We start from the raw sequence: 13813 nt of genomic DNA, 5'->3' as shown, positions 1-13813 counted from the left end.
CTTAATTCGCAGAAAGGAGGTACCTCCGTGGCTGACACGTATTTTTCTTCGGTGTCGTGGCCGAATTACTCGCAAAATAACGTTCAGAAGGCCAGTACGAAAAACAATGAGTTGGGTAAAGATGCTTTCCTTAAACTCATGATTGCTCAGATGCAAAATCAGGATCCGTTATCCCCAATGGACAATACGCAAATGGTTGCACAAATTGCTCAGTTTACTTCTGTCGAGCAGTTGACCAACATTTCAGAACAGATAACTGCATTGGGAGAGTCCTTAGGCAATGATTCCGGATTGATCGGAAAAGAAGTTACATGGGTGACTGAGACCAAAACAGGTAATTATGATGTTTCTACAGGTAAAGCTGAAGTCATTGTCGAGAAGGAAAGCGGCATCGTAGAATCCATTATCGTTCGCAGTGGTGTCCACTACGTGAAAGTAGGAGATAAGGAGATTAAAATCTCCGATATTGAACAAGTAGGCGTACCTGCTGACGCGTCTGACGGCGCTGGCCAAGGAGCGGATCTGTTATGAACGAGCCGATCCGAGTAGGCCAGCTATATGCGGGCAGAATCGGGCCTAATGCACTAACGGCAAATAAAAGCACGCCGCTAAATTCTGCAAGAAGTAACTTTAAGGAGATGCTGGAGGATCGACTGGTCCATTTCAGCAACCATGCGGTAAAACGTTTGGAGCAGCGCGGAATCGAGCTCAAGCCGGAGCAGTTAAACAAGATTGAATCGGCGATTGACAGCGCGGCAGCTAAAGGAGCGAAAGAGTCCCTTATTTTATTGAAAGATATGGCCCTGATTGTGAACGTCCACAATCGGACCGTCGTTACCGCGATGGACGGAAGCAGCATGAAGAATAACGTATTTACTCAAATCGATAGCGCCGTCATCATTTCTTAAAATTGGCTGGACCGGTTACGGGAGCCAATCGGTTGCGGATCGACTGAAGCGGCCGAAGCAATCATTTTAATCAGTGGAAGGGATGAGAGCAAATGTTAAGATCAATGTATTCTGGCGTATCTGGAATGCGTGGTTTCCAAACCAAGCTTGACGTCATCGGCAATAATATTGCAAACGTCAATACGGTAGGCTTCAAATCAGGACGCGTTATGTTTAAGGATATCATGAGCCAGACGGTCTCCGGGGTTACGGCTCCAGTAGATGGTGAATCTGGCGGCGTGAATGCCAAGCAAATTGGACTTGGGGTCTCCATCGGTTCTATCGATACATTACATACTGGCGGCAGTGCGATGACAACCAATAATCCGCTGGATATGCGGATTGACGGTGACGGATTTTTTCTTGTAAAACTGACGCCCGATCAAGAGGTTCCTTTCCTGACTCGTGCGGGAGACTTTCATCTAGATGCTGCGGGCCAACTGGTCACTTCGGATGGTTTGCTCGTTTGCAACAGCGATGGTGACGTTATGGAGCCAATCGACTTCGAAGCGGTAACAGCCTTTACGATTGCATCTGATGGTACGATGATGCTGAAAAACCCTGAAGGGGGAACAGATCCTGGTGAGATTATTGGGGTAGCTCGGGTCACGAACCCGGAAGGTCTGGAGAAGATTGGTGGTAACCTTTATCGGGTCACCTTGAATGCCATCGCAGACGGAGAATTGACGTATACGAACCCGAATAACGCAGAAGAAGGGACGGGTGCTCTAATTGTCGGACAGTTGGAAATGTCCAACGTCGACTTAACGGGCGAGTTTACCGAAATGATCGTAGCGCAGCGGGGGTTCCAAGCGAATTCGCGGATCATCACGACCTCGGATGAAGTGCTTCAGGAAGTTGTTAATCTGAAACGTTAAGCGAAGGGGTAGTCGGGGAAAGGGTTAACCGCCGTTCCCCGACGGCCCTCCCCGCTTCCTTGATCGCTTAGGAGGGAAATCATGATTTCAGTAACACGCCTTAACGGTTCACAAATGTGGCTAAATGCCATCATGATTGAGACCGTGGAAGAAACACCGGATACATACGTCACCCTGGTCACAGGGAAGCGGATTATCGTGCTGGAGAAGGCGGCCGATGTGATTCAGATGATAAGCGATTATTATCGTGAGATCGGCATCCACGCAGCAACTATTAAAGTGCAACAAACGGAGGAATGGTCATGAAAAGAATGCTGCCATGGTTAATTACGATTTTGCTCGCCATCACATTGATCGTATTGGCCGCCTTCCTGCTGGTGAATCAAATGAATAAACCTGCACCAGGTACCGAAATGAATGCTGCTGTTGACAGTGTAGCAGTACCGAAGAAATTGTCGGCCGACGAACTCGTTCAGGTAACATCTACGATTGACGATATCAAGACGAATTTGTCCGATCCGGATTACGTGGTGGTCATTGATTTTGCGTTCCAATTGGATAGTGCGACTTCCAAGGAAACCTTCGATAAAATCAAGGATTACAAAATCAAGCCGATTATTATCAAAACGTTGGCGGATACCAAACCGGAGGAATTGACGGGGGCATTGGGAAAAGACAATCTGAGTTCCAAATTGCTCAACCTGATCAACAAATCGCTGCCGGAAGGGAAATTGATTCAGATCGATATTACTGACTTCATCATGTCAACGATCTAACGAATATCGAACGAATAGAGATTTTTCTAAGGGGGTGAGATGGTTGGTTGATGTGTTGTCGCAGAACGAAATTGATGCGTTGCTAGCTGCGTTATCGTCGGGTGAAATGGACGCCGAAGAACTGAAAAAGGAAGATACGCAGAAGAAAATCCGTTCGTATGATTTCAAAAGAGCGGTGAGATTTTCCAAAGATCATATTCGAAGCTTAACCCGAATACATGAGAACTTTGCCCGTTATCTCACTACCTATTTTTCGGCTCAACTGCGCACGTTCGTGCAAATTAACGTTGTTCAGGTCGAGCAGCTTCCTTATGACGAGTTTATCCGCTCCATTCCCAAAATGACGATTTTGAACATTTTTGAAGCGGAGCCGCTGGAAGGAAGAATGGTGCTGGAGGTGCATCCCAACGTCGCTTTTGCTATGCTGGACCGGCTGTTGGGCGGTCTCGGAACAGCTCCTTCGAAAATCGGATCGCTAACGGAGATCGAAACAATTATTATGGAGCGGATTTTTAGCCGGGCTTTTGAAAGCTTGCAAGAAGCTTGGAAAACCGTTGTGGACATCAATCCACGGATGGAGGCGCTGGAAACCAATCCTCAGTTCATGCAAATCGTATCGCCTAACGAAACGATTGCGCTGATCTCACTAAGCACGAAAATCGGGGATACCTCCGGGATGATCAACCTCTGTATACCACATGTTGTAATTGAACCGATCATGCCAAAGCTTTCGGTTCACCATTGGTTTGTCTCTCAGAAAAAGTCGCGTGCTCCCGAAGAAGTTGAAGCGTTGCGAAACCGAGTGAACAAAGCTAAGCTTCCGATCATCGCGGAGTTGGGCGAATCACAGATTACGGTCCGTGAATTCCTGGGATTGTCCGTTGGGGACGTCATCTCATTAAATAAACCGGTCCAGGAAGGACTGCAAATCCGGGTTGGCGATCGATTGAAATATATAGGCAGCCCGGGTACAGTAAAGGATCGGATTGCGGTCCAAATCGATGAAATTGTCAGCGAAGGAGTTGAGGAACTTGACGAGCAATGATTACTTGTCCCAGGAAGAGATAGACGCATTATTAAAACAAGCCAATCAAGAGACGCCCCAAGAGCTGTCGGTAAACGACGTTCTAACTCCGCTAGAGCAGGACGCCTTGGGGGAAATCGGGAACATCACGTTTGGCAGTGCTGCAACGGCGCTCTCCACGCTGTTAAATAAAAAAGTGGATATCACAACGCCGAAGGTTTCCGTGATCACTCGTTCCCAGTTTGAGTCCGAGTTTCCAAAACCGCATGTTGCGATTCACGTTCAATATGTGGATGGCTTTGAAGGCATGAACTCGTTGGTCATCAAGACGAGAGATGCCCAAGTGATTGCAGATTTGATGCTGGGCGGGGAAGGGAACCCGGAAGAGGAAGAGTTAAATGAGATTCATATCAGTGCCGTGCAGGAAGCGATGAACCAAATGATGGGGTCTTCCGCGACATCAATGTCTACCATTTTTAATCGGTTCGTCAATATCTCGCCGCCAGGCGTTGATATTTTGAACATGTCCAATGGGAACGGCTTGAACAGCTTGCCGGAATCGGACCCGCTAATCAAGATCTCCTTCCGTTTGACGATTGGGGATTTGATCGATTCGACGATCATGCAGCTGCTAACCGTGAAGTTCGCAAAAGAGATGGTAGATAGTCTGATTAGTGGATCAGCGGCAGAAACAAAAGCAGGCGCGAAGGAAAGCGCCGCAGCGGCCGCGCCTCCTGCACCTGCGCCTGCACCAACGCCAGCTCCGTCGCCTGCGCCTCAGGCCCCAACGTATCAGCAGCCGCCTGCGCCGTCTCAACCGATGATGCAGCAACCGCCGATGCAAGAGAGTTATGGTTACGGGCAGCAAGCGCCATACGGGTATCCTCCACAAGGTCAACCATACGGCGAACCCCATCATTATGGGCAGGCACCTGGGCGTAATTTGAATGTACAACCTGTACAATTTGCAAATTTGGGGAACTCATCATTTAACCAGGTTGACGAAAATAATTTGAACTTACTGATGGACATACCCCTTAGAGTCACCGTAGAATTAGGTAGGACCCAACGGCAAATTAAAGATATCCTGGAATTGTCCCAAGGATCGATCATCGAATTGGACAAGCTTGCTGGTGAACCGGTAGATATTCTGGTGAACAACAAACTGATAGCTAAGGGCGAGGTTGTCGTCATTGATGAAAACTTCGGCGTACGCGTCACGGATATCATAAGCCAGTGGGACCGCATTCAAAAATTACAATAGTAGAAGTTTAGGGAGGATTTTAGATCAATGGCTAACCGAATTCTTATCGTAGACGACGCAGCATTTATGAGAATGATGATCCGGGATATTTTGACGAAAAACGGGTTTGAAGTCGTAGGGGAAGCACAGGATGGTGCGCAAGCGATCGAGAAATTTAAAGAGCTGCATCCGGATTTGATCACGATGGATATTACGATGCCCGAAATGGACGGAATTGCGGCGTTAAAAGAGATCAAGAAGCTGGACCCGAACGCGAAAGTGATCATGTGCTCTGCGATGGGGCAGCAAGCGATGGTTATCGATGCGATTCAAGCGGGTGCGAAGGACTTCATCGTGAAGCCATTCCAATCTGATCGGGTTATTGAAGCGATCAACAAAACGCTTGGGGTGTAAACTGAGCGATGAATAACTCGCAAGATTCTTCCCCGTTTTCTGGGGACGTCAACCTTTGGGGGAACTTGTTTACCGTCATCGTAGTTCTTGGCCTGATCATTGCATTAATTATTTTACTGGTCCGTTTTCTTGGGAAAAGGAACCGGTATTTGTCCCAGAGCCATGCGATTCGCACTTTGGGCGCGATTGGCCTTGGACCCAACAAATCCCTGCAAGTGATCGAACTCGGGGGGAGCATCTATCTTGTGGGTGTCGGTGAGGACATTTCGCTGGTGGACAAAATATCCAACCCGGACGAAGTAGCCTCTCTGGTTCAAGCCTTCGAACACGAAGGAATGGAACTTGCCGGATTGTCGTCGACTTTGTCCGGCTTGATCTCCCGGTTTCGAAAGGAACCACCTCGGGAGGAAGAAGAACTGGACGGTGTCGCTTTCCACGAGGTGTTTCAATCGCAACTGCGGAAGATGCCGGACCGAAAACGACAAATGGAGGAACTCTTGCAGGATTCGGAAGAACATTCTACAGATCGGTCGAGGGAGTCATGAAGAGAAAATTGTTAATTGTCGGCTTGCTGCTGACGATATGGAGCATACTCGCGGTCTCCGTAGCATCGGCCGAACCCGTTGACCCGATTCCGAGCATCGGCATTCAAATCGGTAATTCGGATTCGGGCGGGGCGTCAGGTACCACTTCGTTGTCGATTCTCTTAATGATTACGGTACTCAGTATCGCGCCGGCAATATTGGTGCTGATGACGAGCTTTACCCGTATCGTCGTGGTACTGGGGTTTGTCCGCAGTTCATTAGGGACGCAACAAATGCCGCCAAACCAGGTTTTAATCGGCTTAGCTTTGTTCTTAACATTATTTATCATGAGCCCCACGCTCACCACGATTAACGAGGTGGCAGTGCAGCCTTATATCAAGGGAGAAATCACCCAGACCGAAGCGTTGGACAAAGCGGCGGTCCCCATGAAGAAGTTCATGTACTCGCATACGAGAACCAAAGATCTTCAGCTGTTCATGGGATATACCAAAATGGAAAAGCCGAAGAGCTATGAAGACATCCCGCTTTCGGTGATGGTGCCTGCTTTTGCGATTAGTGAACTCAAGACGGCGTTTCAAATGGGCTTTATGATTTTTATTCCTTTTCTGATTATCGATATCGTCGTTTCCAGTGTACTGATGGCTATGGGGATGATGATGTTGCCGCCGGTCATGATCTCACTGCCGTTCAAGATCTTGCTGTTCGTGCTGGTAGATGGTTGGTATCTGATCGTCAAATCACTGTTAGTCAGCTTTAATACCTAGGTCAGCTTTAATACCTAGAGGATAGGTTCAGGTTCAGGGAAGGAGAAAACGGTGTATGAGTTCGGAATTTATTATCGGTTTGGCCGGACAAGCCGTATATACCGTGTTGAAGGTCAGCGCACCGATGCTGGTGATCGCCCTTGTGGTGGGCCTCTTGGTAAGTATCTTCCAAGCGACAACGCAAATTCAGGAGCAAACCCTTGCCTTCGTTCCCAAAATCGTCGCTGTTTTACTAGCGTTGTTGTTGTTTGGCCCTTGGATTTTGACGACGCTGGTCGACTTCACCTACGGAATTCTAAATAACCTATCTAGTTATATCGGTTAGGTTGCCGAAGTTATGGATACGATACTGCACGGAATTTCTATTTTTATGCTAATTTTTTGTCGAATGACAGCCTTTTTTGTAGTTTCGCCTATATTTTCATCCCGATCGGTGCCGAATACGTTTAAGGTTGGATTTGCCGGTATCATCGCGGTTGTCATTCTGTTGACCATTGGTCCAAATCAGTCGATACCAAACGACTTAGGATACATATTGGTGATTATTCGTGAAGTGCTGGTAGGTCTGTTGATGGGGTACGTGGCAAATCTGATCTTCTCCGTTATCCAAATGGCGGGCTCATTTATCGATATTCAAATCGGTTTTGGGATCGCGAACGTGATCGACCCTATGACCGGTGCGTCGGCGCCCGTTTTGGGGAATCTCAAGTATATCATTGCCACATTGGTCTTCCTCAGCATGAACGGCCATCACTACTTACTGGATGCGGTCATTCGGAGCTACAACTGGGTTCCTTTATCCAATCAAGTATTCCAACAAATTTATAACGGGAACTTGTCCGAATTTTTAGTTCAAACCTTCAGCCAGGCGTTTATGCTGGCATTTCAAATGTCAGCTCCGCTGGTGGTAGCTCTGTTCGTCACCGACGTAGCGCTTGGATTCTTGGCTCGAACTGCACCGCAATTCAACATTTTTGTTATCGGGATTCCGGTCAAAATCATCGTGGGGTTACTTGTGCTGTTGGTGCTTGTGCCGGGCTTTATCGTTGCGTTTCAAGCTTTGTTCGAGGTGCTGTTCCGAGCGCTTCATGATCTGCTCGGAACGATAGGACAAAGGCCGCAGTAGGATGGAGGATCGCTATGTCATATCGGTATTCGCTTGATCTGCAGCTGTTCGCTGGCGAAAAGACGGAAAAAGCGACTCCGAAGAAACGTCAGGAGGCCCGGAAGAAAGGTCAGGTGGCCAAGAGCCAGGAACTGACCGGCGCCTTGTTATTAATGGCCGGATTCCTATGCTTGACTGCATTTGCTGGTTATTTCAAGGACCGGTTGATTGGCTTGTTTGTTGACGTGTTTTATCATCGGCTGTCCATGGAAGTAACGAAAACGAACGTGATGGCGATGATGGGGGAGTACGCAGTGCAGGTGTTGTTGCTGTTGGCTCCAATCTTCCTGGTTGTCATCGTCGTGGCTGTTGTCGCCAACTATGCCCAGATCGGTTTCATGTTGATCGGAGAACCGCTCAAAATCAAGTTCAGTAAGCTGGATCCGATCAAAGGGTTTAAAAACATCTTTTCCATGCGGTCGTTGGTTCAATTTATCAAAACGCTTTTTAAGCTGTTGATCATCGGGTATCTCGTCTACTCCACGATTTGGGGGTACCGCGGGAGCTTATCCGCATTAGGGCATGTATCGGTGGATGATACGTTTCATTTTACCGCCCAGTTAACGATGAATTTAGGGTTAAAAATCGCAGCCGCTCTAATCGTACTCGCGGTACTGGATTATATGTATCAGCGATATGAACATGAGAAGAATCTGAAGATGTCCAAGCAGGATATCAAAGATGAATATAAGAAAATGGAAGGCGATCCGCTCATCAAGGGGAAAATTCGGGAACGTCAGCGGCGGATGGCCCTGCAGCGGATGATGCAGGAAGTGCCGAAAGCCGATGTAATTATCACCAACCCGACTCACTTTGCGGTCGCTCTGAAGTACGACGGATCCAAAATGGATGCCCCGCAAGTCATTGCCAAAGGGCAGGATTATGTGGCGCTGCGCATTAAGGAAATCGCCAAAGAACATGGCGTAATTACGATGGAAAACAAGCCGCTGGCACGGGCGTTATTTCAACGAACCGAAATCGGGGAGACGATCCCTGCGGATTTGTTCCAAGCTGTTGCTGAAGTGCTGGCTTACGTATACCGAATCAAAGGCAGACCCAAATCATAATGGGATCGGAGGGGAACTTACGTGAAGAAATTTAAAGATTTATTTATTCTAGTTGGTATAATTGGCATCGTTTTGCTGATGATCGTTCCGATCCCGACTTGGCTGCTGGATATTTTGTTGATCATCAATATTTCCCTCGCTCTGATCATTTTGCTTGTTGCAATGAACACCAAGGAGGCCTTGCAGTTCTCCATCTTTCCAGCCATGCTGCTCGTGACGACCTTATTCCGTTTGGCGTTAAATGTATCGACGACCAAGCTGATTCTGGGACAGGCCAAAGCCGGCCACGTGGTGGCTACTTTCGGATCATGGGTATCCCACGGTGAACCCGTTGTCGGTTTTGTCGTCTTCCTGATTCTCGTGGTCGTTCAGTTTATCGTCATTACCAAGGGGTCGGAACGTGTTGCTGAGGTTGCTGCACGGTTTACCCTCGACGCCATGCCAGGGAAACAGATGAGTATTGATGCCGACCTGAATGCGGGGCTCATTAATGAGCAGCAAGCCCGTGAGCGCCGAGGGAAGATTGAGCGGGAAGCCGATTTCTACGGTGCCATGGATGGTGCGAGTAAATTCGTCAAAGGGGATGCCATTGCGAGTATCATTATCCTCCTGATCAACCTGATCGGGGGCTTTATTATCGGGATGACGATCCATGGTATGAGCTTTGACGAAGCGCTTTCGACATATTCACTCCTGACGATCGGGGATGGCTTGGTCAGCCAGATTCCGGCGTTGCTGATTTCTACCGCAGCTGGTTTGATCGTAACCCGGGCTTCTTCGGAGGGCAACCTGGCAGACGATATTACGGGGCAGTTGTTCACCTATCCGAAGCTGTTATTCGTTGTAGCCGGGACGATCGCCCTACTTGGCACCTTTACGCCGATCGGTATTTGGACAACTTATCCGTTCGCGATATTGATGGTCTTTGCTGCAATTAAGATGCAGAAAAATATGGACCGGCGGCAAGTCGAACAGGAGCAACAGGAGGAGGAACAGCAAATCGAAGAAGTTCGGAGCCCCGAGAGTGTCATCAACCTGCTTCAGGTAGATCCTATCGAATTCGAATTTGGTTATGGGCTGATTCCTCTTGCCGATACGGGGCAAGGCGGGGATTTGCTGGATCGGATCATCATGATCCGGCGTCAATGTGCGCTTGAACTCGGTTTGGTTGTTCCCGTCATTCGCATTCGCGACAATATTCAACTAAAACCGAATGAATATGTCATCAAAATAAAAGGAAATGTCGTAGGCGGTGGTGAATTATTACTTAATCACTATTTAGCCATGAGTCCAGGGGTGGATGATGACTCGATTACAGGTATCGAGACCCGCGAACCTGCGTTTGGCTTACCGGCCCTTTGGATCGATGAAGCGACCAAGGATCGGGCAGAATTGGCGGGCTATACCGTAGTTGATCCACCGTCTGTCGTGGCAACGCATTTGACAGAGCTGATTAAGAAGCATGCGCATGAGCTGCTGGGCCGTCAAGAGACGAAAGCCCTGGTCGACAACCTCAAAGAAAATTATGCGGTTCTTGTCGATGAATTAATACCGTCGGTGTTGTCGATTGGTGACGTCCAGAAGGTGCTGGCCAAATTGCTTAAAGAGAAGATCTCGATTCGCGATATGGTGACCATTTTCGAGACACTGGCAGATTACGGAACCTATACCAAGGATCCGGACGTGCTCACCGAATACGTCAGACAAGCGTTATCCCGACAAATTACCCAGCAATATACCCAACCGGGTGAAACGATGCGCGTAATTACTGTGGGACCGAACCTGGAGAAGAAAATCGCCGAGAGTGTGCAGCAGACCGAACAAGGCAGCTATCTGGCCCTGGACCCAGCTTCAACGCAAACGGTCTTCCAGAAGCTGACCGAACAAATTAACCGTTTGGTCCAAACGGGCCATCAACCGATCCTGCTCACCTCGCCAACGATCCGGATGTATTTGCGCCAAATCATCGAGCGCAGCATGCAAGATATTCCGGTGTTATCTTACAGCGAGTTGGAACCCAATGTTGAAATTCAAAGTGTCGGGGTGGTGAATTTATGAGAGTAAAACGATATATCGTCGACACGATGCCTGACGCCATGTTGAAAATTCGCAGTGAGCTGGGTTCGGATGCGGTCATCTTGAGCACAAAGGAAGTGAAGCTCGGCGGTTTCCTCGGCATGTTCCAGAAAAAGAAGATTGAAGTGATTGCTGCGACGGAGGAAAAGGCGGCACCGGCACCCAAAGCCAAACCGCCTTTGCCGGCACAGCCGTCGGTTCCGGCTCCTGTGGCACGCCAAGCCGTGCCGGAGGCATACCGCAAAACGTCGCAGTTAGCCCAGCCTGCTGCCTCGCCGCAGGCTGTGTCTGCTTCCCCGGTTCTCACGACAATAGGCGGTCAGGAACGAGAGGAGCCGATCATCACCGCGGTCATGCCGCCAGCACCAGTGACAGAGACGGAACGCCAAACCTTTATTGAACCGGCTTCCAGTGAGCCTTCAGCTCGATTGGAGGCGGCGATCGCACGAGCGACAGATTCCGAGCAACTCCTAAGCAAGACGGATTTAGGGGGCGCCAACTCCGAAAAAGAAGAGCGCTTGCTGGAAGAAATTCAGCAAATGAAGATGTGGCTCAGCGAGCTGGCGAAGAAGCAAGCTGACAGTCGGGTATTCCCGCCGGGTTTACAGGCGATCCAACAACAGCTGATGAACCAAGAAGTGGGCATGGAGCTTGCCGGTCGGTGGGTAGAAGAAATTTACGAAGCCTGGTTAAGCTCAGGCAAGACATTAAGCGATGACGACATGCGGGCTAGGCTTCAGACCATCGTTACCAGCTTCCTAGATCACCGAATTGATGCGGGGATCGGCGATCAGACAAAGATCGTATATATCGCCGGACCGACCGGGGTTGGGAAGACGACAACCATTGCCAAGCTTGCGGCGGACCAAATTTTCCGGTTGCACAAAAAGGTAGGGTTCATCACGGCGGACACTTATCGAATTTCGGCCATAGAGCAGCTGCGGACGTACGCAACGATCTTAAATGTGCCTCTGGAGGTCGTTCAGTCCCCCGGTGATGTACAACGGGCTATGCAACGCTTAGAGCACTGTGACTTGATCCTGATGGATACGGCCGGAAGGAACTATCTAAATGAGCTGTTTGTGGCGGAGCTGCACAGCTTACTTGCTCCTTCGGATGTCAGCGAGACGTATTTGGTCCTTAGCTTGACCTCCAAAGTGCAGGACATGAAACGGATTACCGAGCACTTTAGCAAATATAAATTGGATAAGTTGATTTTTACGAAGCTGGATGAAACGGAAACGACCGGCGCGATCTTTAATTTGTTAAGCGAGTACCCGTTCAAGGTGTCTTTCCTGACCAATGGTCAAAATGTACCTGATGACCTGCTGCAGGCGGACGCTAAGTTAATGGTTGAACTGCTGCTGGGAGAGCGGAAGCCATGAATGACCAGGCCCAAGCACTCAGACAATTGGTATCTTCGCATCGAGAGGCGGCAGGGGCAACCGCCCGCAAGGATTCAGCCCGGATCGTGACAATTAGCAGCGGCAAGGGCGGCGTAGGCAAATCCAACTTTACGTTGAATTTTGCTTTAGCACTAAAGTCGCTTGGACGCAAAGTACTGATCTTTGATGCGGATATCGGTATGGCAAATATCGACGTGTTAATGGGCATCAGGCCGAGATATAACTTGTACCACCTGCTGAAGGGAGAAAAGAACATTACGGAAATCGTGGAGTTGGGCACGCATGCATTACCCTTTATTGCGGGCGGCTCCGGGCTCGCCGAACTGTTCACCCTGTCCGAAGGGGATCTGAATTACTTCACCTCGCAGATCGAGATAATTTCCGAGGAGATGGACTTCATCCTTTTCGATACAGGTGCCGGTTTGTCGAAGGAAACCCTCAAGTTCATCACCGCTGCCGATGAGTGTCTGGTCGTTACGACACCGGAGCCAACCTCGATCACCGATGCGTATGCCTTGATCAAGGTTGTTCATGGAATGGATCAAAATTTGCCGTTCCGGTTAGTCGTTAACCGGGTTTCCGGGGAGCTTGAGGCGAAGCAGGTTGCCGATAAAATTTCGTTGGTCGCCAGCCGTTTTCTCGATATGGAAATTCCCGTGTTGGGCTACCTCAACGACGATCCGCATGTGATGCAGGCGGTCAAGAAGCAAGTTCCTTTCTCCATCGCTTTCCCCGGTTGCTCGGCAACGCGCGATATTCAGCGATTGGCGTTGGCTTATCTGAATGTTCCGCAAACCAAGCCGAAGGATACTTTATCGGGAATCAAGGGATTTATGCAGAAATGGTTAAAACTGGCAAAATGATTCTTCGTAAAGGAACAGGAGTGGAACGTTGATGTCTTATCGAGTGATGGTGGTAGACGATTCGGCGTTTATGCGTAAGATTATCTCGGATCTGATCGAACAGGACGAGGCTTTTCAGGTCTCGGCAACGGCCAAGAACGGACGTGAAGCCATTGAGCAAATCGCACAGGTTCGACCGGACTTGGTGACGATGGACGTGGAAATGCCGGAAATGAACGGTCTGGACGCGCTCAAGGTCATCATGAAGGAACATCCGTTGCCGGTCATTATGTTATCGGGTATCAATGAACAAGGCATGCGGGAGACGATCATGGCACTGGAGCTTGGCGCCTTCGATTTCATCCGCAAACCATCGGCCACGACCAGCGAGCATGACATCCTGCAGGTCGGCCGCGAGCTGCGCGAGCAGATGCGCGCCGCGATGCAGGCGAAGGAGCGGCGCGATGCCTGGACGGCGGCGCAACTCCGCAGCGCGCCGGTGCTGCCGGCGGCCGGCAAGCCGCCACAGGCAGGCGTTGCCGCGCTAAAGCCGCCGGCGCCCAGCCCGGGCAGCGCAGCGGCCGCGTCCCCGGCGCCGCCCGCCGGGTCGGCGCCTACCGGCGGCACCGCCGCTGCGCGCGCGCCGCTCGCGGGCTCGCCTCGTCT

The 13813-nt window shown here is 49.8% G+C and carries 17 protein-coding genes; all 17 read left to right on the top strand.

The features are described 5' to 3' along the window. The first annotated feature begins 27 nt into the window (after positions 1–27). Complete coding sequence (locus C812_RS09470; protein ID WP_016312441.1) at positions 28–531, top strand: flagellar hook assembly protein FlgD; 504 nt, start codon at positions 28–30, stop codon at positions 529–531. Further along, entirely contained in the window at positions 528–908 is a 381-nt protein-coding gene (locus tag C812_RS09465) for a TIGR02530 family flagellar biosynthesis protein (protein ID WP_016312440.1), read from the top strand. Before C812_RS09470 ends, C812_RS09465 begins: the two co-directional genes overlap by 4 nt. A gap of 92 nt (positions 909–1000) precedes the next feature. Further along, positions 1001–1825, top strand: coding sequence for a flagellar hook-basal body complex protein (locus C812_RS09460; RefSeq protein WP_009223011.1), 825 nt, complete (start codon positions 1001–1003; stop codon positions 1823–1825). An 81-nt stretch (positions 1826–1906) separates the two neighbouring features. Further along, a complete protein-coding gene (locus C812_RS09455; protein ID WP_016312439.1) occupies positions 1907–2131 on the top strand; it encodes a flagellar FlbD family protein in 225 nt (74 codons plus the stop codon). Continuing rightward, a complete protein-coding gene (locus C812_RS09450; RefSeq protein WP_016312438.1) occupies positions 2128–2601 on the top strand; it encodes a flagellar basal body-associated FliL family protein in 474 nt (157 codons plus the stop codon). Before C812_RS09455 ends, C812_RS09450 begins: the two co-directional genes overlap by 4 nt. A gap of 43 nt (positions 2602–2644) precedes the next feature. Then, positions 2645–3646: a flagellar motor switch protein FliM gene (fliM, locus tag C812_RS09445; RefSeq protein ID WP_016312437.1), complete on the top strand. Its 1002-nt coding sequence runs from the start codon at positions 2645–2647 to the stop codon at positions 3644–3646. Further along, on the top strand, positions 3633–4889 hold the full coding sequence (gene fliY / locus C812_RS09440) for a flagellar motor switch phosphatase FliY (protein ID WP_016312436.1): 1257 nt from the start codon (positions 3633–3635) through the stop codon (positions 4887–4889). Before fliM ends, fliY begins: the two co-directional genes overlap by 14 nt. A gap of 27 nt (positions 4890–4916) precedes the next feature. Then, positions 4917–5282, top strand: coding sequence for a response regulator (locus C812_RS09435; RefSeq protein ID WP_009223016.1), 366 nt, complete (start codon positions 4917–4919; stop codon positions 5280–5282). 8 nt (positions 5283–5290) lie between these two features. Then, positions 5291–5827, top strand: coding sequence for a flagellar biosynthetic protein FliO (locus tag C812_RS09430; RefSeq protein WP_016312435.1), 537 nt, complete (start codon positions 5291–5293; stop codon positions 5825–5827). Then, positions 5824–6591, top strand: a complete 768-nt coding sequence (gene fliP, locus C812_RS09425) for a flagellar type III secretion system pore protein FliP (protein ID WP_016312434.1) — start codon at positions 5824–5826, stop codon at positions 6589–6591. The genes C812_RS09430 and fliP overlap by 4 nt, the downstream gene beginning before the upstream one ends. 55 nt (positions 6592–6646) lie before the next feature. After that, entirely contained in the window at positions 6647–6916 is a 270-nt protein-coding gene (gene fliQ / locus C812_RS09420) for a flagellar biosynthesis protein FliQ (protein ID WP_009223019.1), read from the top strand. 12 nt (positions 6917–6928) lie between these two features. Further along, positions 6929–7717, top strand: coding sequence for a flagellar biosynthetic protein FliR (gene fliR / locus C812_RS09415; RefSeq protein ID WP_009223020.1), 789 nt, complete (start codon positions 6929–6931; stop codon positions 7715–7717). 14 nt (positions 7718–7731) lie between these two features. Then, entirely contained in the window at positions 7732–8823 is a 1092-nt protein-coding gene (flhB, locus tag C812_RS09410; protein ID WP_016312433.1) for a flagellar biosynthesis protein FlhB, read from the top strand. Positions 8824–8844: 21 nt separating this feature from the next. Beyond that, positions 8845–10881, top strand: coding sequence for a flagellar biosynthesis protein FlhA (gene flhA, locus C812_RS09405; protein ID WP_016312432.1), 2037 nt, complete (start codon positions 8845–8847; stop codon positions 10879–10881). Beyond that, positions 10878–12284 (top strand): flagellar biosynthesis GTPase FlhF, encoded by a 1407-nt coding sequence (gene flhF / locus C812_RS09400; RefSeq protein WP_016312431.1) that lies wholly within the window; start codon positions 10878–10880, stop codon positions 12282–12284. Before flhA ends, flhF begins: the two co-directional genes overlap by 4 nt. Continuing rightward, positions 12281–13168 (top strand): MinD/ParA family protein, encoded by an 888-nt coding sequence (locus tag C812_RS09395; RefSeq protein WP_016312430.1) that lies wholly within the window; start codon positions 12281–12283, stop codon positions 13166–13168. Before flhF ends, C812_RS09395 begins: the two co-directional genes overlap by 4 nt. 31 nt (positions 13169–13199) lie before the next feature. Then, a partial coding sequence (locus tag C812_RS22825; RefSeq protein WP_016312429.1) for a response regulator occupies positions 13200–13813 on the top strand: 614 nt, incomplete at its 3' end.

The organism is Paenibacillus barengoltzii G22 (genome assembly GCF_000403375.2).
GTDB lineage: Bacteria > Bacillota > Bacilli > Paenibacillales > Paenibacillaceae > Fontibacillus > Fontibacillus barengoltzii.
Note: the sequence above shows the minus strand (reverse complement) of the source record. Positions and strands in the feature narration are given on the sequence as shown.